Source organism: Streptomyces sp. TRD_SC_5 (assembly GCF_056836825.1).
Window position 1 is genome coordinate 626,451 of record NZ_JBWZZS010000001.1, and the last position, 20,586, is coordinate 647,036.

14 protein-coding genes are annotated in these 20,586 nt (G+C 69.8%); 9 read left to right on the plus strand and 5 right to left on the minus strand.

Annotated features, from left to right (window positions below):
- Nucleotides 1–79 precede the first annotated feature (79 nt).
- On the plus strand, nucleotides 80–373 hold the full coding sequence (locus AC1P0E_RS02970) for a WhiB family transcriptional regulator (RefSeq protein ID WP_482740584.1): 294 nt from the start codon (nucleotides 80–82) through the stop codon (nucleotides 371–373).
- A 444-nt stretch (nucleotides 374–817) separates the two neighbouring features.
- Here the strand turns inward: AC1P0E_RS02970 and AC1P0E_RS02975 are convergent, their stop codons facing one another.
- Nucleotides 818–3,451: an AMP-binding protein gene (locus tag AC1P0E_RS02975; protein WP_482740585.1), complete on the minus strand. Its 2,634-nt coding sequence runs from the start codon at nucleotides 3,449–3,451 to the stop codon at nucleotides 818–820.
- A 223-nt stretch (nucleotides 3,452–3,674) separates the two neighbouring features.
- Here AC1P0E_RS02975 and AC1P0E_RS02980 point away from each other — a divergent pair, with 223 nt between their 5' ends.
- Together AC1P0E_RS02980 and AC1P0E_RS02985 are read left to right on the plus strand one after the other, a co-directional pair.
- A complete protein-coding gene (locus AC1P0E_RS02980) occupies nucleotides 3,675–4,694 on the plus strand; it encodes an iron ABC transporter substrate-binding protein (protein ID WP_482740586.1) in 1,020 nt (339 codons plus the stop codon).
- Nucleotides 4,695–4,700: 6 nt separating this feature from the next.
- Nucleotides 4,701–6,302 (plus strand): ABC transporter permease, encoded by a 1,602-nt coding sequence (locus tag AC1P0E_RS02985; protein WP_482740587.1) that lies wholly within the window; start codon nucleotides 4,701–4,703, stop codon nucleotides 6,300–6,302.
- A gap of 31 nt (nucleotides 6,303–6,333) precedes the next feature.
- Here the strand turns inward: AC1P0E_RS02985 and AC1P0E_RS02990 are convergent, their stop codons facing one another.
- Nucleotides 6,334–7,530: an RNA-guided endonuclease InsQ/TnpB family protein gene (locus tag AC1P0E_RS02990; RefSeq protein ID WP_482740588.1), complete on the minus strand. Its 1,197-nt coding sequence runs from the start codon at nucleotides 7,528–7,530 to the stop codon at nucleotides 6,334–6,336.
- A gap of 143 nt (nucleotides 7,531–7,673) precedes the next feature.
- On the opposite strand from AC1P0E_RS02990, the gene AC1P0E_RS02995 reads away from it, so the two are divergent.
- Nucleotides 7,674–8,714, plus strand: a complete 1,041-nt coding sequence (locus AC1P0E_RS02995; protein WP_482740589.1) for an ABC transporter ATP-binding protein — start codon at nucleotides 7,674–7,676, stop codon at nucleotides 8,712–8,714.
- Nucleotides 8,715–8,743: 29 nt separating this feature from the next.
- Here the strand turns inward: AC1P0E_RS02995 and AC1P0E_RS03000 are convergent, their stop codons facing one another.
- The gene (locus tag AC1P0E_RS03000) at nucleotides 8,744–9,295 is read right to left on the minus strand and encodes a DoxX family protein (protein WP_482740590.1); all 552 of its coding nucleotides are present in this window, start codon (nucleotides 9,293–9,295) and stop codon (nucleotides 8,744–8,746) included.
- Between the two features lie 695 nt (nucleotides 9,296–9,990).
- Here AC1P0E_RS03000 and melC1 point away from each other — a divergent pair.
- Both melC1 and melC2 read left to right on the plus strand, forming a co-directional pair.
- Complete coding sequence (melC1, locus tag AC1P0E_RS03005) at nucleotides 9,991–10,374, plus strand: apotyrosinase chaperone MelC1 (RefSeq protein ID WP_482740591.1); 384 nt, start codon at nucleotides 9,991–9,993, stop codon at nucleotides 10,372–10,374.
- A 51-nt stretch (nucleotides 10,375–10,425) separates the two neighbouring features.
- Nucleotides 10,426–11,253 (plus strand): tyrosinase MelC2, encoded by an 828-nt coding sequence (gene melC2, locus AC1P0E_RS03010; protein WP_482740592.1) that lies wholly within the window; start codon nucleotides 10,426–10,428, stop codon nucleotides 11,251–11,253.
- A gap of 211 nt (nucleotides 11,254–11,464) precedes the next feature.
- Here the strand turns inward: melC2 and yicI are convergent, their stop codons facing one another.
- Nucleotides 11,465–13,747, minus strand: coding sequence for an alpha-xylosidase (gene yicI / locus AC1P0E_RS03015; protein WP_482740593.1), 2,283 nt, complete (start codon nucleotides 13,745–13,747; stop codon nucleotides 11,465–11,467).
- Entirely contained in the window at nucleotides 13,744–16,644 is a 2,901-nt protein-coding gene (locus AC1P0E_RS03020) for a glycoside hydrolase family 3 C-terminal domain-containing protein (RefSeq protein ID WP_482740594.1), read from the minus strand. The genes yicI and AC1P0E_RS03020 overlap by 4 nt, the downstream gene beginning before the upstream one ends.
- A 313-nt stretch (nucleotides 16,645–16,957) precedes the next feature.
- Here AC1P0E_RS03020 and AC1P0E_RS03025 point away from each other — a divergent pair, with 313 nt between their 5' ends.
- Genes AC1P0E_RS03025 through AC1P0E_RS03035 form a run of 3 tightly spaced genes read left to right on the plus strand, consistent with a single transcriptional unit; the run spans nucleotide 16,958 to nucleotide 20,578 of the window.
- Nucleotides 16,958–18,634: an extracellular solute-binding protein gene (locus AC1P0E_RS03025; RefSeq protein WP_482740595.1), complete on the plus strand. Its 1,677-nt coding sequence runs from the start codon at nucleotides 16,958–16,960 to the stop codon at nucleotides 18,632–18,634.
- A gap of 1 nt (nucleotide 18,635) precedes the next feature.
- The gene (locus AC1P0E_RS03030; RefSeq protein WP_482740596.1) at nucleotides 18,636–19,655 is read left to right on the plus strand and encodes an ABC transporter permease; all 1,020 of its coding nucleotides are present in this window, start codon (nucleotides 18,636–18,638) and stop codon (nucleotides 19,653–19,655) included.
- Complete coding sequence (locus tag AC1P0E_RS03035; protein ID WP_482740597.1) at nucleotides 19,652–20,578, plus strand: carbohydrate ABC transporter permease; 927 nt, start codon at nucleotides 19,652–19,654, stop codon at nucleotides 20,576–20,578. Before AC1P0E_RS03030 ends, AC1P0E_RS03035 begins: the two co-directional genes overlap by 4 nt.
- The last annotated feature ends 8 nt before the right edge of the window (nucleotides 20,579–20,586 follow it).

Consider the following 20,586-nt stretch of genomic DNA (forward strand, 5'->3'; position numbering starts at 1 on the left):
CCTTAATGTCCGGATCGCCCACAGGTGGGGTTTGGCCCCGGACGGTACGGGCACCCGGCGGCCCATGGATGGGCTCCCGATGGACCAGAGGTGGTTGGACAGGGCCGCCTGCGCGGACACCGACCCGGAACTCTTCTTCCCCGTGGGGGTCAAGGGACCCGCGCTGGACGAGCAGGCCGCGGCCAAGGAGGTGTGCGGGCGCTGCCCCGTGACCCGCCAGTGCCTCGCCTACGCGTTGCGTTCCGGACAGCGCACGGGGGTGTGGGGCGGCCTGGGCGAAGAGGAACGCTCTCCACTGCACCGGGCCGTGGCACGGTCCGGCCGCAGTGACCGGCCCGCTGGCCCCCGCCCGGGGTCTGCTCCGACCAGATGATCTTGCCGCTGTCGGTGTAGCGGGTGGATCGGGGCGGCTCCGTACCGGATGGCGTCGGTGACCAGCTCGCTGAGGATCAGTTCCGTGGTGAAGGATTCCTCGTCCGGGCCCCAGTCCGCGAGCCTGCGCGCGACGCCCTTGCGCACGTCGGCGACGGCCGAACCGATGAGGGGCGGGTAGCGGTGGGGTGTAGCGGGTCCCGTCCGGCGCGTACACGACGATCAGGTCCACACCGGCGCCCCGCCTGGCCTCCTCGGCCCACGGCTGCAGCGCGGCGGTGGGATCCGCGCTGTCCGGCGCCGGGGCGATTTCCGGGGAGTGCGCGGACGCCTCGGCGACGGCGTGCGTGCGGAGGGAGGCTTCCTGCATGCTCTCGCGCCGCCCCTGCAGTACGTGCGACACGACTGCCGCGGTGACCAGCAGCCCGGCGACGGCGAGCCTCCGTCAGCGGACGGGGTTCGCGCCGGTTTCGTGCCCGCGGCCGACCGGCGCCGTACGCCACCAGCGGAGGGAGGGCCGCCACTTCATGACGCGGGTGGCGAGGGCGGCGTACGCGATGCCGACGAGGAGCGAGGCGAGCGTCGCGACCAGTGCGAACTGGCCCTCCAGGCGCGGGAAAACCTGCCAGTGCGTCACGTAGATGTAGAGCGAACTGCCCGCGAGGACACCCGCGACCCGGTTGACGGAGGTGAGGCTCGGTATGTTCCGGACCCAGATCAGCAGAGTCAGGCCGATCACGACGACCACCTCGCGGGCGAGCTCCCCGGGGAAGAAGCCCGGCACCGTCGCGAGGACCGCGGCGTTCACGAGCAGCCGCTGCCGCGCCGTGGTCGCCCTCGCGGCGGTCCAGCCCAGGGCGAACAGCCAGAAGACCTCGGCCACCAGCGGAACGTGCCCCCGGGCGTCGAGGCCGAAGAGGTCGTAGCGGCCGATCAGCCCCAGGGCCGTCAGGACGGCGGGGAGCGCGAACGGGAAGCGCCGCTCGGCGCGATCCACTTGTGGCAGGGCCAGCAGCGCGGCCACCGCGACCAGCATGTAGAGCAGGACCTCGATGAACCAGAAACCGTCGTTGGGACCGAGGAGGCTGGTGAGCAGCAGGACGTTGGTGATGCGGTAGTCGTCGGTGACGAGCAGCATCAGCGCGAGCCACGCCACAGTCGGCACGACGATCCGCGCGATGCTGCGCCCCATGTTCCCGAGGCGCTCGCGCCGGCCGGCGGAACTGAGATGGAAGCGGGCGAAGTTGTACCCCGCCACACCCAGCAGCACATGGGCACCGCCCTTGATCCAGAAGAGATGGATGTGCGAGCCGACGATCAGCACGATGGCGACGGCGCGCAGGGCCACGCTGGTTTCCAGGGAACGGCGGCGGGTTTCCAGGAAGCCACGGCGAGCTTTCAGGGGGCCACCGCCGGCGCCGCGCCGCTTCGGCGCCGGCCGGGCCGACGGCTGCTGGAGTGCGCGGATGGGGAGCGTGTGCCAGTTGTCGGGCAGACGCCCCAGTACCCCTTCGAGGTTCAGCGACATCTCGACGTACGACAGGGAATCGCCGCCGAGGCCGACGAAGCTGCTGTCCTCGGTGACATCGTCCCGATCGAGGATCCGTGCGTACAGCCGGCACAGGTCGGCGGCGGTGAGTACGGACCCGGCCACGTCCGCAGGGGCCCCGGGTGCGGCTTCCGTCAGTTCGCGTATCGCCCGGTAGTCGGGCTTTCCCGTGGCGAGCCTGGGAAGTTGGGGAAGTACCCGGACGCGTACGGCGCGCGCCGGCAGACCGCATTCGGCGGTCACCAGCCGGCGCACCTCGGCCGGATCCACAGCCTCCGGGTCACCCGCGACGGCCACGGCCAGCGCGTCGTCGTCACCGGTGCAGCAGGAGGTGATGCCGCGCCTTTCGAGCATCACCTCCACCTGCTGGGGGTCGATGCGCAGGCCGAGGATCTTCGCGAACCGGCTGCGCCGGCCGACCAGTTCGTACAGACCGTCGGGGGTACGCCGGGCGATGTCGCCGGTGCGCAGTTCGTCGACCGTACGGCCGAGTCCGAGGTCGCGCGGGCTCTCGGCGTAGCCGAGCATGACGTTGGGCCCCGCGTACACCAGCTCGCCAGTGGACTCGCCGGGCCACTCCGGCAGCGGCTGGAGCCGGAAGGAGCCGCCGGGGACAGCGATTCCGGCCGCCTCGGGGCGGGATTGGGCGAGATGCGGCGGCAGGTAGGCCATGCGGGCCGTCGCCTCGGTCTGGCCGTACATGACGAACAGGTCCCAGCCCGCCTCCCGGCCGAGAGCGGCGTACCGCGCGACCCGGTCGGGCGCCAGCCGTCCGCCGGCCTGGGTGACGTAACGCAGATGCGGCAGTTCCATCGTCGCGAAACCGACCCGGTCGAGCAGGTCGAAGGTGTACGGGACGCCGGCCAAGGCCGATCCGCGGGCGCTGCGGAAGAGCTCCCAGAAGCAGGCGTCGGCGACCGAGAGGCCGGTGAGGATCACCGCGGCGCCGCGCAGCAGGTGGCTGTGGATGACCGAGAGGCCGTAGCAGTAGTGCATCGGCAGGGTGGTCGCGGCGCGGTCGGTGTCCCGGATGTCCAAGTACTCGGCTATGGACTCGGCGTTGGCCTGCAGGTTCTCGTGCGAGAGCCGGACGAGTTTCGGTGACCCGGTCGAGCCGGAGGTACTGAGCAGCAGCGCGAGGTCCGGGTGGAGGGCGTGCGCGGAGACCTGGCGCCGCTCGTCGAGCACCCACTCCCCGCCGTCGGCGTGCGCCACGACGTCCGGATCGTACGCGTCGGTCAGTGACCGCACGGCCTCGGGGTGGTCGCCGGGCACCAGCAGGGCGGGGTGGCCCGCCGCCAGCGCGGCGAGGTGTACGACGAGAGCGTCGACGGTGTTGGCGGCGACGAGCAGGACCAGGCGCCGGGCCGGGCCGAGGCGGCGGACGGTGGCGTCGACCCGTACGGCGAGCTCGCGATAGGACACCGGGCCGTCGGCGGTGATGACGGCCGTGCGGTCGCCGTGGGCCGCGAGCCCGGAGGCGAACGGAACGGTCTTGGTGCCTGGGAGCAGGCCGGAAGGGGCTTTCACGAGCGCATCTTAGGAAAGGCTTACCTGCTTGGATAGTCACGGAACCATCACAGGTGATCCACTGAGAGTGCACAGATAAAGAAGAGGTAAGGTCGGCTCCGCCGTCCGCACGACACGGCCGGAACGTTACGTACATCACTCTTGACGTTTAGGTTAGCTTTACCTTATTCATTGGGCGTCCCCAGCGGAGACAGCAGTCAGCCGCAATGCAGAAAGGCTTCGCATGCGACGCCCCTTGATCAGACGTCTGACCGCGCTGTGCGCCGCGGCGACCCTTCTTGCCACCGTCGCGGGCTGTGGCAACGCCGAGGACGACGCCGGACTCGTGATCTACTCCGGCCGCAACGAGAACCTGGTCAAGCCGCTCCTGGACGATCTCGAGAAGGCCATCGGCACCACGGTCGCCGTTCGCTACGGCGACAGCGCCGAGATGGCGGCCCAGATCCAGGAGGAGGGCGACAAGACCAACGCCGGTCTGTTCTTCTCCCAGGACGCCGGAGCACTCGGAGCCCTGTCCACGAAGGGCCTGCTGAAGAAGCTCCCCCAGCCGACGCTCGACCGGGTGGAGCCCTCCTTCCGCGGCAGCGCGGGCGACTGGATCGGCACCTCGGGACGCGTCCGCGTCCTGGCGTACAACCCCGGCCAGGTCACCGAGGTGCCGGACAGCGTGCACGAGCTGACGAAGCCCGAGTGGAGGGGCAAGGTCGGATACGTCCCGACCAACGCCTCCTTCCAGGCCTTCGTCACCGGCATGCGCGTCCTGGAGGGCGACGACGCCACGCGCGCCTGGCTCAAGGGCCTCAAGGCCAACGACCCCAAGGTGTACGAGAACAACCTCAAGACGCTGGACGCGGTCGGCCAGGGCGAGGTCGCTCTGGGCCTGGTCAACCACTACTACTGGTACGAGCAGGTCGCCGAGAAGGGCGAGGACAAGGTCGGCGCGAAGATCCACTTCCTGCCCGGCGGCGACCCGGGTTCGCTCGTCAACGCGGCCGGAGTCGGCATCCTCAAGAGCAGCGACCAGGCCCCGGCGGCGCAGAAGGCCGTGGACTTCCTGCTGTCCAAGAAGGCGCAGACGTACTTCGCCGAGGACACCAAGGAATACCCGCTGGCCGCAGGCGTCACCAGCACGGTCAAGGACCTGCCCCCGCTGGACTCCCTCGACGCCCCCGAGATCGACCTCGGCAAGCTGGAATCGCTTCAGGAGACCCTGAAGATGCTCCAGGACGTCGGGATGGTCTGAGCCGTCATGTCTGCCCCGGATCCCGTCGCAGCGGCGGGACCGGGCGCCCTCCCGCCCCGCCCGCCCGGCCCTTCCACGGCGCCGGCCGGGCGGTTGAGCGCCGAGCGCCGCCCGCCCGCCGTCCTCGTCGTTCCCGCCGTCGTGGCCGCGGTGTTCGCGCTGCTGCCGCTCGGCTACCTCGCGGTCCGCTCCCTGGAGCGCGGTCCCGCCTTCGCCTGGCAGGTCGTCGCGAACGAGCGCACGGCCGAACTCCTCGGCCGCAGCCTGGGACTGGCCTCTGTCGTCGTCACGGCCAGCCTTCTGCTGGGCATCTCGCTGGCGTGGCTGACGGTGCGGACCGCACTGCCCGCCGCCCGTGCCTGGTCCGTACTGGTGACCCTGCCGCTGGCGGTGCCCAGTTACGTCGCGGCGTTCGCCTGGCTGTCCGCCTTCCCGGAGCTGGCGGGCTTCACCGGGTCGGCCCTGGCGCTGACCCTGGTGAGCTTCCCGTACGTCTACCTGCCCGTCACGGCCTCGCTGCGCGGCGCGGATCCGGCACAGGAGGAGGTCTCCCGGTCGCTCGGCACCGGACCGCTGCGGACCTTCTGGCGTGTGACGCTGCCTCAGGTGCGGCCCGCGGCGGCCGGTGGCGCGGTACTCGTCGCGCTGTACGTACTCTCCGACTTCGGCGCCGTGTCCCTGATGCGGTACGACACCTTCACGCGCGGCATCTACACCTCGTACCGGGCCAGTTTCGACCGTACGCCCGCCGCCGCACTGAGCGTCGTCCTCGTCGTGATGACCGTCGCGCTGGTCGCCGCCGAGGCACGTACGCGCGGCCGCGCGGGCCACGCCAGGACGGGTACCGGCGCCGCGCGCCCGGCCGTCCCGGCGCCCCTCGGCCGGTGGCGCGTACCCGCGCTGGCCTGGTGCACGACGGTCACGGCCGTCGCCGTCGTCACGCCGCTGGCCACGCTCGGCTACTGGCTCGCGGTCGGCAACTCCGCCACCTGGGACCCGTCCCGGCTGCTCGACACGGCCGGCACGACCCTCGGCGTCGCCGCCGCGGGCGCCGCGCTCACCACCCTGCTCGCACTGCCGGTGGGGGTGATCGCCGCCCGCCACCGGGGCCGGACCGCGCATCTGCTGGAGCAGTCGGCGTACGCGGGCCACGCGCTCCCGGGCATCACCGTCGCCCTGTCGCTCGTCTTCTTCGCGGTGCGTTACGCCGAACCGCTCTACCAGGACTACCCGTTGCTGGTCTGCGCCTACGCCGTGCTCTTCCTGCCGGTCGCGGTCGCCGCGACGCGGGCCGCCGTACTTCAGTCCCCGCCGGTACTGGAGGACGTTGCCCGCTCGCTCGGCCGCAGCCCCCTGCGCGTGCTGCGCGAGATCACCGTGCCGCTGGCCGCGCCGGGCGTCGCGGCCGGGGCCGCACTGACCTTCGTCGTCTGCATGAAGGAACTGCCGGCGACCCTGCTCCTGCGCCCCACCGGCATGGACACCCTCGCCACCCGCCTGTGGACGGAGACGGGAACCGGGTCGTTCGCCGCCGCCGCGCCGTACGCGGCGGCGCTGATCCTGCTCGCCGCCATCCCCTCGTACCTCCTTGGGAGGCACCGCACTTGACATCCTCCCCCTCGTGAACGAGGGGGCTTCCTCACTTCGCAGTGAGGGTTTCCTGCTTCGCAGCAAGTTGCCCCGTCCGGGAGGACTCCCGTTGAGGTCTTACACCCGCTCCACAGGCTGTAACCGCCAGTCCGGCGGCCAGAATGTTGCGTGCCGCGTTCACGTCGCGGTCATGCGTGGTACCGCACACGCACGTCCATTCCCGGACGTTCAGCGGCAGTTTCTCTCGGATGGTGCCGCATGCGGAGCAGAGCTTGGTGGAGGGGAACCAGCGGTCGACGGTGACCAGGTTCCTTCCGTACCAGGCGCACTTGTACTCCAGCATCGAGCGCAGGTCGGTCCAGGCCGCGTCCGAGATGGCGCGGGCCAGAGTCTTGTTCTTGACCATGTTGCGTACGGTCAGGTCCTCGATCACGATCGTTTGGTTTTCACGAACGAGCCGAGTGGTGAGCTGGTGCAGGAAGTCCCGGCGCCGGTCAGCGATCCGGGCGTGCACCTTGGCGGCCTTGAGGCGGGCCTTGTCCCGGTTGCGGGAGCCCTTCTCCTTCTTCGCCAGGACCCGCTGGGCCCTGGCCAGACGTGCACGGTCTTGGCGTTCGTGCCGCGGGTTGGTGATCTTCTCCCCGGTGGACAGCGTCACCAGGCTGGTGATTCCGGCATCGATCCCGACCGCGGTGTCCAGCTTCGGCAGGGGCTTGACGGACGCGTCCTCGCACAGCATGGACACAAACCAGCGGCCCGCGCTGTCCTGGGACACGGTCACCGTGGACGGCTCCACCCCCTGCGGGGGCGGCCGGGACCACACGATCGCGAGGGGGTTCTTCATCTTCGCGAGCGTCAGTACACCGCCCCGGTACGTGAACGCCGACTTGGTGTACTCCGCACAGCGGCGGGTCTTCTTCTTCGACTTGAACCGGGGGTACTTCGCCCGGCCCTCGAAGAAGTTCGAGAATGCCCCTTGCAGATGCCGCAGCGCCTGCTGCAACGGCACCGACGACACCTCGCAGAGAAAAGCCAGCTCCTCGGTCTTCTTCCACTGCGTCAGCATCGCAGAGGTGGCGTTGTAGTTCACCCGCTCCTGACGCTGGAACCACGCCACCGTACGGGCTTCCAGTGCCAGGTTGTAGACCTTGCGGACACACCCGAACGTGCGCGACAGCTCCGCTGCCTGCTCGTTCGTGGGGTGAAAGCGGTACTTGAACGCCCGCTTCACCAGCTCGGTCTTCACATCTCACTAACTACCAGACCCGTTAATAGGACACGGACAGCCAGAACGGATGCGCACCGAGACTGCGCCGCTTCGCGGCTCCGGGCCAAGGATGCGTTTCCTCCCCGAGCCAAAGCACGGGGTATCCACGCAAGGAGTTTGGGATGAACGATCTGCGGATCACCGGAGTCTCCAAGGCCTACGGCCCGGGCGCCACGGTCCTCGACGGACTCGACCTGCACGTCCCCAGTGGCGCCCTGGCCGCCGTACTCGGCCCGTCCGGCTGCGGCAAGACCACGCTGCTGCGCATCATCGCGGGCTTCCTCCGGGCGGACGCGGGCACCGTCACGGTCGGCGGGCGCACACTGACCGCACCCGGAGTGCACCTCCCTCCGGAGAGCCGCCGAGTCGGCATCGTGCCCCAGGAGGGCGCGCTCTTCCCGCACTTGAGCGTCGCCCGCAATGTGAGCTTCGGCCTGAGCGGCCGGCCGAACCGCGCCAAGCGCCGCAGCCGTACGGACGAGATGCTCGAACTGGTCGGCCTGGCCGGATACGGCGACCGCATGCCGCACGAGCTGTCCGGAGGCCAGCAGCAACGCGTCGCCCTGGCCCGCGCCCTGGCACCGGAGCCCGCCCTGGTCCTGCTGGACGAGCCGTTCAACGCCCTCGACAGCGCCCTGCGCGCGGGCGTCCGGGCCGACGTCCGAGCCGCCCTGCGCGCCACCGGCGCCACCGGCGTCCTGGTCACCCACGACCAGCAGGAGGCCCTCTCCACGGCGGACGTCGTCGCGGTCGTACGGGACGGCAGGGTCGCTCAGTGCGGCACACCCCAGGAGGTCTACCGGCGCCCCGCCGACACCTGGGTGGCCCGCTTCGTCGGCGACGCGGTACTGCTCCCGGGCAAGGCCGACGCCGGCACGGCGACAACCGCCCTGGGCCGCCTTCCACTCGCCGCGCCCGCCGAGGGCCGCCGCGACGGCACCGTCCTGCTGCGCCCCGAGCAGCTGCGACTCCACCTCGACGAAACCGCACCGGTCCAGGGCACCGTGACCGATGTGGCCTTCTACGGTCACGACGCCATGGTCACCGTCACGGTCGACGGCCTGGAAGCCCCGGTAGGCATCCGCGTCACGGGCCCCGTGCCCGTCCAACCGGGCCAGCGCACCGGCATCGGCGTCACGGGAGAGGCGACGCTGCACGTCTGACACCGCGGCTCGTGGGGCTGCGGCGCCCCTCAGCCGACGGGAAGCCGGTCCCGCACGGAGCCGGCCGCCGACTGCACACTGTGCGCCGCACCGGAGACGGCCGAGCCCACGTCGCGCCCTGCCCGGCGAGCGCTGCGGCGGCCGGACGAGGCCGCGGCCCGCGAGCGGTAGGCCAGCGACGGCTTCCCGTGCGTGTCCGCCGCGGCGAGCAGCAACCCGCCGAAGAGGGACAGGTTCTTGACGAACTGGACGCGCTGACGGGCCCGTTCGTCCGGGTCCTCGGTGTTCCACCAGGCGTGCCCGGCGATCGTGGTGGGCACGAGCGAGGCCGCGAGCGCGAGAGCGGATGCGCGCGGGAACCGGCCGATGGAGAGCAGGACTCCGGCCCCCAACTGGACGGCGCTGTTGATCTGTACGAGCCGCACTGTCTCGTCCGGCAGCTGCGGTACCCGTTCCGTTACGGGCTGGGCCACCGGGTCGGCGGCAGGAGCCACGGATTGCGGGTCGCGCAAAGTACGCAGCCCGCCCGAGACGAAGACGGAGGCGAGCAGGGGACGCGCGGCTTTCCTCAGAATAGGCATGCCCACCGCGTGCCCCGAGTTGGGACGCTCACGCCTGCGGCATCACCCGAGGAAGCTCAGCCGCACCTGGCGGTCGGAGTTGTGCGCCCTGTCAGCGGCCCGTGTGTACGGTGCCCGTCAGTCCGCCGGTTCCGGAGCCGACGGGCACCATCGACCCGTCAGCGTCCGCGCGGAGGCGGCACGGACGGCGCCCCCGGGTCGCTTCCACAAGCCGGCCCTTCCAGACCCGCAGGTGGTTGTCGGCGCAGGCGGCCACGAGCAGGTCCTGGTCGTCACACCCCAGGCGCGCCCAGCGCAGGAACGGCCTTAGGCCCACCTGCAAATCCGGACAGCCTCCGGGCGTGACGACTGCCACGATTACCAGCAGGCGACAACAAATCCTTCACGCCTTGGCTACATTCTCCGCAAAATCTTCGGATCAATCCCAACTCAACGAGCAGCACAGGAAGATCGACTTGGTTCAAACCCGCACTATGTGTGGGCTCTTGTCCGTATAGCAACCACCGACTGCACCGCGACTTCGCCCTGCCGGACATAAGGCTGTAGTCATATTCCCCGACGGCCCGCCGGGGCCCGGACGGCCTGACCAGCCGGATGTTCCTCGGTGAGGGGTCGTCAATTTGCTGCCCAGCGCCGCAACAAGGGCCCCGGGCGCATCAACTCGCATCGACTCGCAACAACCAGGGGGAACAACCATGTCTCAACTAAGCCGACGCCGCGCCCTGGGCGCCTCCGCCACAGCTCTGGCCGGTCTCGCTCTGACGGGCTTCGCGCGAACGGCCGAGCCGTCCCGCCCTCCGGCCGCCGGCCACCGCCCTGGGCACACCCCCACACAGCCGAAGCCGTTCGACGAGTCCTTCAAAGGACGTCGCATACAAGGCGCGCTGTCACACCACGGAGGACACCACGGCGCCGGTTACTCCGTGCACATCGACGGCGAGGAGCTGCACGTGATGCAGAACGCCGACGGCACGTGGATCAGCGTTGTCAATCACTACGAGACGTTCGCCGGCCCGCGCGCCGTGGCTCGCGCCGCCGTGATCGAACTCCAGGGATCGCAGCTCGAACCCCTGCTCTGACGTCACCGCCGTCCAGCAACGCCGTCCAGCCCTGAACCCGAAGGCATTCCCATGACCGTACGCAAGAACCAGGCGAACCTCACCCCCGCCGAGAAGCGCCGCTTCGTCGACGCGCTGCTCGAGCTCAAGCGCAGCGGGCGTTACGACACGTTCGTCACCACCCACAACGCCTTCATCATGAGCGACACCGACAACGGAGACCGGGTGGGCCACCGTTCGCCGTCCTTCCTGCCCTGGCACCGCAGGTTCCTCATACAGTTCGAGCAGGCTCTCCAGGCAGTCGACCCGGACGTGGCACTGCCCTACTGGGACTGGACTGTGGACCGCTCCCCCACGTCCTCACTGTGGGCGGCCGATTTCCTGGGCGGTACCGGCCGAAGCAGGGACGGGCAAGTGAGCGACGGCGCCTTCGCAGTCACCGCCGGCAAGTGGCCGGTGTCCATACGGGTCGACGGGCGTGGTTTTCTCCGCCGAGCCCTCGGCTCCGGCGTACAGCAGCTGCCCACTCGTGCGGAGGTCGACTCCGTGCTCGCGATGCCCACGTACGACACCGCGCCCTGGAACAGCGCGTCCGACGGATTCCGCAACCACCTGGAAGGCTGGCGCGGCGTCAACCTTCACAACCGCGTACATGTATGGGTGGGCGGACAGATGGCCACCGGTGTCTCCCCCAACGACCCGGTGTTCTGGCTGCACCATGCGTTCATAGACCGGCTCTGGGCCCAGTGGCAGGCCCGGCACCCGGGATCGACGTACCTGCCTGCCGCCGGAACACCCAGCGTGGTGAGCCTCAATGACGTCATGCGTCCCTGGAACGACGTGACGCCCGCCGACATGCTGGATCACACCAGCCATTACACGTACGACACCGCGGCGTAGCCCGGCCTCCGCCCCTCGTCAACGAAAGGACTGGTACTGGCGGCGGAGGATCTCGATGTCTTACCCGCTGCCGCGGGTGTCCGAGTCAGTACGGGTGCGGAGCGGCGCCGGGCCGGTGAAGGTACTGGCGGCCATCACGGCAACGTCGGGGGCGGGGCGGGACTGTCTACGTGGCCGGCCGGGTGTGGCCGTGGGCGGCGGCATGATTCGGTCACCGCCCGCCCCGGCCGAGCCGCACCACTACCTCGCCCACTCCCTCGGAAGTCACGCGCCCGCCCACCTCCCGGACAGTGAAGGGTCTTTGCGTGCCCCGCGCCGTGACCCGCAGTTCGTCGTCGGCGCGCGTCACACGGAAGACGGCCGCGGGCTCTCCATCGAGCCCGGACACGACCCGCTCGCCCTCCTGCGTGTCCTGGGTGATCAGGAGCGTGAGGCCCTCCAGCCAGTCACCGTCGGGACGCTCGGCGTCGGCACCCCACGGCAGCACGGCGCCCGGGCGTACGTACAGCGGCAGGCTGTCGAAGCCGTGCACCTCGTGGCGCCAGCCCGGGCCCTGGACCCTCTCGCCGGTCAGCAGATGGGTCCAGGTCCCTTCGGGCACGTAGAACTCGACCTCCCCGCCGACGCTGAAGACGGGTGCGACCAGCAGGTCGGGGCCGAGCATGTACTGGCGGTCCAGAGTGCGGCAGGCCGGGTCGTCGGGGAACTCGAGGAGCATGGGCCGCATCATGGGCACGCCGGTGGTGTGCGCCTCGGCCGCGACGCCGTACAGATAGGGCATGAGGCGGTGCTTGAGGCGGGTGAACCCGGCGGCCACGGCGACCGCTTCCTCGCCGAATGCCCAGGGCACCCGGTAGGAGACATTTCCGTGCAGGCGGCTGTGCGAGGACAGCAGGCCGAAGGCCAGCCAGCGTTTGAAGACCGCCGGGTCGGGGGTGCCCTCGAAGCCGCCGATGTCATGGCTCCAGAACCCGAAACCGCTCAGCGACAGCGACAGGCCGCCGCGCAGCGACTCGGCCATGGCTTCCAGGGACGCGAAGCAGTCGCCGCCCCAGTGCACCGGGAACTGCTGTCCTCCGACCGTCGCGGAGCGGGCGAAGAGCACCGCCTCTCCCGGGCCGCGCTCCTCCTCGAGGAGCTCGAAGACCGCCTGGTTGTAGAGGTGCGTGTAGTAGTTGTGCATCCGCTCGGGGTCCGAGCCGTCGTACCAGGCGACCTCGGTGGGTACCCGCTCGCCGAAGTCGGTCTTGAAGCAGTCGACGCCCTGGTCGAGCAGGCCGCGCAGCAAGCCCGTGTACCAGGCGCGGGCGGCCGGGTTGGTGAAGTCGACCAGGGCCATGCCGGGCTGCCACAGGTCCCACTGCCACACATCGCCGTTCGGCCGCCGCACCAGGAAGCCACCCGCCCGCGCCTCCTCGAACAGCGCGGACTTCTGGGCGATATAGGGGTTGATCCACATACTGACCCGCAGCCCGCGCTCCTTGAGCCGGCGCAGCATGCCCTCCGGATCGGGGAAGACCTCAGGGTCCCACTCGAAGTCCGACCACTGGTACTCGCGCATCCAGAAGCAGTCGAAGTGGAAGACGCTCAGCGGGATCTCACGCTCGGCCATGCCGTCGACGAACGAGGTGACGGTCTGCTCGTCGTAGGGCGTGCAGAACGAGGTCGTCAGCCACAGCCCGAACGACCAGGCCGGCGGCAGCGCGGGACGCCCGGTCAGGCCCGTATAGCGGCGCAGCACGTCCTTCGGCGTGGGACCCGCCACGACGTAGAACTCGACCGACTGGTCCTCGACGCTGAACTGCACCTGCCCGACCGACTCCGAGCCGATCTCGTACGACACCTTCCCGGGGTGGTTGACGAGGACGCCGTAGCCGCGCGACGAGAGATGGAAGGGGATGTTCTTGTACGCCTGTTCGCTGCTGGTGCCGCCGTCGGCCTGCCAGATGTCGATGCTCTGGCCGTTCTTGATGTACGGCGTGAAGCGTTCGCCGAGCCCGTAGACGCACTCGCCGACACCGAGGGCGAGTTGGCCGATCATGTGGTGGGCGCCGTCCGGGGTGGTGGCGAAGGCGGTGCCCTTGGCTTCGACCGCGGTCAGCCGCTGTCCGTCGGCGTCGAGGAACTCCGGGCCCCAGGGCGCGGCGGTGTCCAGGCGGAGGGTGAGCGGGCCGCTGGTGAGTTCGGTGACGGTGCCGTCGCGGCGGATCTTCGCGAACCCGGAGTCGGTGTGCGCGCCCGGCAGGTCGAAGTCGGGGCCCCGCCGCTCCCTGCCCGCGTGGTGGGTCGCACGGACGCCGATGACGCCCTCGGCCGGGGAGAAGCATTCGACGGTGATCAGCGGGGAGTTGAGGGTGTCGCCGCGCTCGCGTACGCGGTGCACGGCCGCGTACGCCGTGAACCGGTCGTCGGCCACGTGCAGATCGCGTACTTCGGTCGCGTAGGAAGCCCGCACTCCGTCGCGCGGGAGCCAGAAGCCGTCGGTGAACTTCATGAAGTGGGGTTCCTCGGGGTCGGTGCGGCTGACAGGTCGGCGGCCCCGCCCGCTGCGGGCAGGGCGGTCGCGGAGACCGGGAAGTGGAGCCTGGCCAGACGCACCGTGCCGTGCAGCCGTACCCGCAGGTTCCGTACCCCCGAGGCGGTGAAGCGGGCGGTGCGGGAGGTGTACGCGTAGATCCCGGTGGTGGGCGCGACGGTGAGGGTGGCGCTCGCGTCGCCCGCGGTCACGTCGACGCTCCCCCCGCCCGCGACCACCACTGTGACGGCCACGACGCCCGCTGCGAAGTCGCAGTTCTGGAAAAGCAGTTCACCTTCCTCTCCCCCGATCGCGGTCACGGCGTCGCCCGCACGCTTGCTGAGGTCGACGATCTCGGTCCCCCGCTGCTCGTCGTACGCCACCGCCGCCAGGCCGGCCTCCCGCACCGGCCTGGCGGCGATCGCGTCCCCGTCGATCCAGACCTCCGTGGCGCACCGGATGTCCGCGCTCGACGCCCCGGCGAGGAACTCGTACGATCCGCTCGGCACGCACCACCGGTCGTGGGCGACGTCCCACAGCCCCAGCTCGGACAGCGGCAGGGCCACCGCGAAGCGCTCGCTCGCCCCGGCCTCCAGGTGGGTCCTGCGGTGGGCGACGAGCCTTCGCGAAGGCCGTACGACGGGCGAGGCAAGGGCCCGCGCGTAGACCTGGGCCACTTCCCCGGCGGCCACCGGACCGGTGTTGGTGACGGTCAGCTCGACAAACAGCATGTCGCCCGCGCGCTCGGCCGTCAGCTCCGCGTAGGCGAAGGAGGAGTAGCTCAGGCCGTGCCCGAAGGGGTAGAGCGGCACGCCTTTGAAGTACTGGTAGGTCTGGCGGGAGCCGATGATGTCGTAATCCAGCAGGTCCGGCAGGTCACGGTCGTCCGCGTACCAGGTTTGCGGCAGCCGTCCGGCCGGTGAGACGTCTCCGGCCAGGATCCGGGCGAGCGCGGTGCCCGCGGCCTGCCCGCCGTGCGCGGTCCACAGCAGGGCGGGCAGTTGCTCGTGGGCGTCCGTGACCGCGTACGGATAGGACGACACGAGGACGAGGACGGAACGGGGATTGGCGGCCCGGGCGGCCCGCCACAGTGCCTCCTGGTGCGGTGGCAGAGCGAGCGTAGTGCGGTCCTCGGTCTCGCGGCCGTTGATGTGCGGGTCGTTCCCGGCCACGACGATCACGGCTTCCGCGTCAGCCGCGGCCCGGGCCACCGCTTCCCCGCCGCGCTCCACGACCTCGACGTCGAAAATCTCTCCCTCGTCGGCAACCTTCAGACCGTCGGCGGCGACAGAGACGTACCTTCCCGTCCCTGTGTGCTGAAGGAGGAACCCGTCGCCGTGGCTCCGCAGGCCGAAGGTCTCCTGGACCACCCAGCCGCCCGGCTCGTCGGCCGACGCCCGCACATAGCCGTCGTCGGCCACCGAGAGGTACCGGCCGTCGGGCGCGCGCAGCGTCCAGGCGCCACCGCCCCAGTCGATCAGGGCGAATTCGGTGGGCTCGGCCCCGACGGTCAGCGGCGGCAGATCGGTGCGGCCGGCGATCAGTGCGGGGTCGAGCGCCCCCTCGGCGCCGCGCACCCCCTCGGGGGCGTCGGCCGCGGGCACCCGGATGCCACCCTTGGCGCAGCGCAGCCGTACCCGGTCGACGCCTTCGGCGAAGGTGACGTTGTGCGCTCCGAAGCGCTCGCGCAAACCGTCCAGCACAGTGGTCCTGCGGATGAGGCTGCCGCTGTACCAGTCGGTCTTGCAGGTGTCGGCGAGCAGTCCGACCACGGCGATCCGGGTGCCCGCCGCGAGCGGCAGCATCCCGTCGCTGTTCTTGAGCAGGACCACTGCCTGCTCGGCCGCCTCCTGGGCGAGGGCGCGGTGCGCCGGGGTGTCGAAGTCACGCAGGGACGCGTCCGCGTACGGATCGAGCCCCGGGTCGAACTCACCGAGCCTGAAGCGGACATGGAGGTGGCGGCGTACCGCCGTGTCGATGTCGGCCTCGGAGATCAGGCCCTGGTCCAGAGCGCCCCGGATCCGCGCGGTGATCAGCGACGGGTCGGTGCCGTGGTCGGTGAAGCTGTCCACGCCTGCGACGAGCGCGGCCGCAGTGGCCTCCTCATGGGTGTCGAAGTACTTCTGCGAGTCGACCAGATTGCTGGGCGCGCCCGCGTCGGAGCAGACCAGGAGCTCGCTCTCTGTCCAGGCGCGCAAGTGTGCGCGCAGATAGGGCGATACGTGGCTGGGGCGGCCGTTGACCAGGTTGTACGCAGGCATCACACCGGCGACCGAGCCCGCCTCGACGGCTCCGCGGAATGCGCGCAGGTCGTACTCGTGCAGGACCCGGGGACGTATCGAGGAGGAGGACGTGTCCCTGGTGGTCTCGTTGTTGTGGGCGAGCCAGTGCTTGAGGACGGGGGCGGTGCGCCAGTAGACGGGGTGGTCGCCGCGCAGGCCCCGGGTGTAGGCGACAGCGATCGCGGAGGTGAGCGCGGGGTCCTCGGAGTAGCCCTCCTCGTTGCGGCCCCACAGCGGGTGGCGCAGCAGATTCACCGTCGGCGCCCAGACGTTGAGCCCTACCCGGTCGTCATGGGAGCGCATGGCCCGCGCCTCGCTGCCGACGGCCGCGCCCACCCGGCGCACCAAGTCGTCGTTCCAGGTCGCACCAAGGCCGACCGCCTGTGGGAACACGGTCGCGGGGCCCATCCAGGCGACGCCGTGCAGGGCCTCCTGGCCGGTGCGGAAGGCGGCGATGCCGAGGCTGTCGACGGCGGGAGCGAACTGGTGGAGGAAGGCGATCCGTTCGTCGAGTGTCAGCCGGCCGAGCAGATCGTCGATGCGCTTGTCGACGGACAGCCCGGGATCGCGGAAGGGCGGCGGTCTTCCGGTCACGGGCGTATCCCTTCGGCGCTACGGACGTACATTTTCGAAGCGCTTCGATGCTGCGGTCCGCGGGGTTCCGGTGTCAAGAGCGGCTCTCCGGATGCCGCCGGCACAGCGCGCCCTTCCCGCTCGCACCGCAACTCCCCTGGCACTGAGAGGAATTCGGTGACGAGCCTTGTTACCGCCCGCGCCTTCACTTAACCTCGCAGCCATATCGAAGCGCTTCAACAGAGGTCACTTCGCAGACAAGTCGCCTCCCATGCAGAAGAGCCGACCGGCGGTGACCGCCGTGAGTCCCGGCGAGCCACGAAGGGTTGACGCAATGACGCCGAACTTTCCCTCCGCGCACTCTCCTTTGAGCCGGAGAACGCTGCTGTCGTCCACTGCGGTCGCCGCCGTCGCGGTGGCCGGCGGGCTGCCGCTGCTGACCGCGTGCGGCGGCAGCGGGTCGAAGAACGAGGGAACCACGACGGGCAAGCGACTCAAGGACCTGCTGCCCGACCATGTGGCGCCGACCCTGGTCACCCCCGACATCCCGCCCCAAAACGGCTCGGCAGCGGGCTTCACCACCGCGCTGCCGACGGGGCAGCTGAAGGTGTCCGTGCCGACGAAGCTCGGCAAAGGCAGCGAGTTCAGCGTCATGTCGCCCCTGTGGGGCAACGTCCCCAAGCAGGGCAACGCCTACTGGACCGCGATGGACGAGGGCGCGGGTGTCCGGGTCAAGTGGCAGAACCAGGACGGCAACACCTACGGCCAGAAACTGGGCGCGGTCCTCGCCTCGAACGGCATTCCGGACGCGGTGGTCGTGCCCGGCTGGGAGCTGACCGGCAAGATACCCAGCGCCATCAGCAACAAGTTCGCCGACCTCGGCCCCTATCTGACCGGCGACAAGGTGCGGAACTATCCGAACCTCGCGGCGATCCCGACCGGCGCCTGGCAGCGTTCGGTGTTCGGCGGCAAGCTGCGCGGACTGCCGATGCCCGCCCCGGTCACTCCGAACATCGCGCCGCTCTACCGGGCCGACCTCTTCGACAAGGAGGGCATCCAGCCGCCGAGGAGCACCCAGGAGTTCTACGACCTGTGCAAGCAGCTCAACGCCCCGAAGAGCAAGGTGTGGGCCTGCGGCGACATGAGCTGGGCGGCGTACAACTTCTTCGGTGTGCTGCCCGAGAAGCCGTACTACTGGAAGCTCGTGAACGGCAAGCTCGTCAACCGATACGAGACCGACGAGTACCTCGAAGCCCTGGAGTGGTCGCGAAAGCTGTACTCGGCGGGTTTCGTCCACCCGGACGCGAAGTCCGAGACCGGCAGCATCGGTGACCTGTGCGCCTCGGGCAAGGTCTGGATGTACAACGGCGACCTGTCCGACTGGTACGGCAAGACCGTCGTGCAGCGCGTGGACAGCGAGAAGTTCGAGATGGCGGCGATGGACTACTTCGCCCCCGGCGGCGGCAAGCCCACGCTTTACGCGCGCCCGCCCGCCGACATCTGGACATTCGTCAGCCGGAAGGCCGACGAGAGGACGGTCCGGGACATCCTCGCGCTCGCCAACTACTGCGCCGCGCCGTTCGGTTCGAAGGAGCAGCGTCTGCGCCAGTACGGCGTCGAGGGAGTCCACCACACCCTGAAGGACGGGGTGCTCGCCAAGAACGGCAAGGGCAACAACGAGGTCTTCGGCACGTACGAGTACATCGCCTCGCCCGCACCGTTCATCGCCCAGCCGGACCATCCGGACGTCGTGGAGGGCATGGTCGGCTGGCAGCAGCGGCAGGGCGCGTACACCCGCAAGCCGCTCTTCCACGGCATGGTGATCACCGAGCCCAGCCGGTATGCCGACCTGAACGCCGAGTTCGAGGACCTGGAGAAGGACATCGTCCGCGGCCGCAAGAAGGTGTCCGACATGCAGCAGGCGGTGTCCGACTGGACGTCGGGCGGCGGCGACAAGCTGCGGGACTGGTACAAGAAGCTGCTCGACGAGACCGGCAGCTCGGCGTCCTGACATGGCGCACAGCAACACTGACACGCGCGGCGCAGCCAAGGTGGCGCCCGCGCCGGCCGCACCCGCCCCGCGTACGGCCAAGGCCCCTTCGGGTGGCGTCACCCTGCGCCGACGCCTGCGCCGGGACCGTGTCCTTCTCCTGATGGTCCTGCCCGCGCTGCTGCTGGTGCTGGTCTTCAACTACGTACCGCTCATCGGCAATGTCGTGGCGTTCCAGGACTACGACCCCTACATCGCGGACAACGCGTTCCAGGCGATCGCGCAGAGCCCCTGGGTCGGCTTCGAGCACTTCCAGCACATGGCCGACGACCGGCTGTTCTGGCAGGCGGTCCAAAACACCCTGGCCATCTTCCTGATCCAGCTGACGCTGTTCTTCCCGGTGCCGATTCTGCTCGCGCTGTTCATCAACAGCTTCGTACGCCCCAGGGTGCGGGCCGTCGCCCAGGCGATCCTCTACCTCCCGCACTTCTTCTCGTGGGTCCTGGTCATCACGATCTTCCAGCAGATGTTCGGCGGGGCGGGCCTGGTGGCTCAGGTGCTGCGCGACCACGGGCACGAGGGCTTCGACCTGATGACCGATCCCGGCCTGTTCAAGTTCCTGGTCACCTTCGAGATGATCTGGAAGGACGCCGGCTGGGGCGTCATCGTCTTCCTCGCGGCGCTCGCCGCCGTCAACCCGGACCTGTACGAGGCCGCGGCGATGGACGGAGCGAACCGCTGGCGGCGGATCTGGCACATCCAGCTTCCCACGCTGCGCCCGGTCCTGGCCCTGCTGCTCGTCCTACAGGTGGGCAACGCGCTCACCGTGGGCTTCGAGCAGATCCTGCTCCAGCGCACCGCCGTGGGACCCACCGCCTCCGAGGTCCTGGACACCTATGTGTGGAACACCGGCCTCGACAACGGCAACTTCGGCTACGCCGCCGCCATCGGCATCGTCAAGGGAGTCTTCGGCCTGCTCCTCGTGCTCGGCGCCAACAAGGCCGCCCATCTGATGGGCGAGCAGGGGGTGTACAAGCGATGAGCCTGCTCAGCTTCGGTATCCGGCCCGGCAGCCGCAGCGGTCTGCGTCCGGTCTGGGAGGAGTCACCGACCGGCCCCGGCCTCGTCACGAAGGGCGTGACGCTGACCCTGGTCTGCCTCGCCGTGCTGTTCCCGGTGTGGGTCGTGGTGGTCACGAGCCTGTCCTCGGTGAAGACGATCACCGAGGCCGGCGGTCTGGTGGTCGTCCCCCGCGGCCTGACCCTCATCCACTACCAGGAGCTTCTCGGCGGCGGCCAGGTCAGCCGGGCGGCGCTGGTCAGCGTGGGCGTCACCGTCGTCGGCACGGTGTTCAGCACGGCGGTGTCGGTCCTGTGCGCGTACGGCCTGTCGCGCACCGGTTCCGTACTGCACCGCCCGCTCCTTCTGACGCTCGTCGCCACGATGTTCTTCGGAGCGGGTCTGATCCCGACGTATCTGGTGGTGCAGGGCCTCGGTCTGACCGACACCTATCTGTCGCTGATCCTGCCGAGTGCGGTCAGCATCTTCAACATCCTCGTCCTGCGGGCATTCTTCATGAGCACGGCGCAAGAGCTGATCGACAGTGCGCGGGTCGACGGCGCCGGGGACCTGCGCGTTCTGTGGCAGATCGTGCTGCCGCTCTCGCGGGCCGTGGTCGCGGTCATCACCCTGTTCTACGCGGTGGGCTACTGGAGCGCCTGGTTCAACGCCTCGATCTACCTCAGCGACCCGGACATGCTGCCGCTGCAGAACGTCATGCAGCAGCTGGTGATCAAGCAGCAGCGGCCGACGGGGCTGGCCCAGGCCATCAACACCGGGCATCTGTCGCCACTGGCCATCCAGATGGCGGTGATGGTGCTGGCGCTGATCCCGGTGTCGGTCCTCTCGCCGTTCGTCCAGAAGCACTTCAAGCAGGGCATGCTCACCGGCGCCGTCAAGGGCTGAGCGTGCGC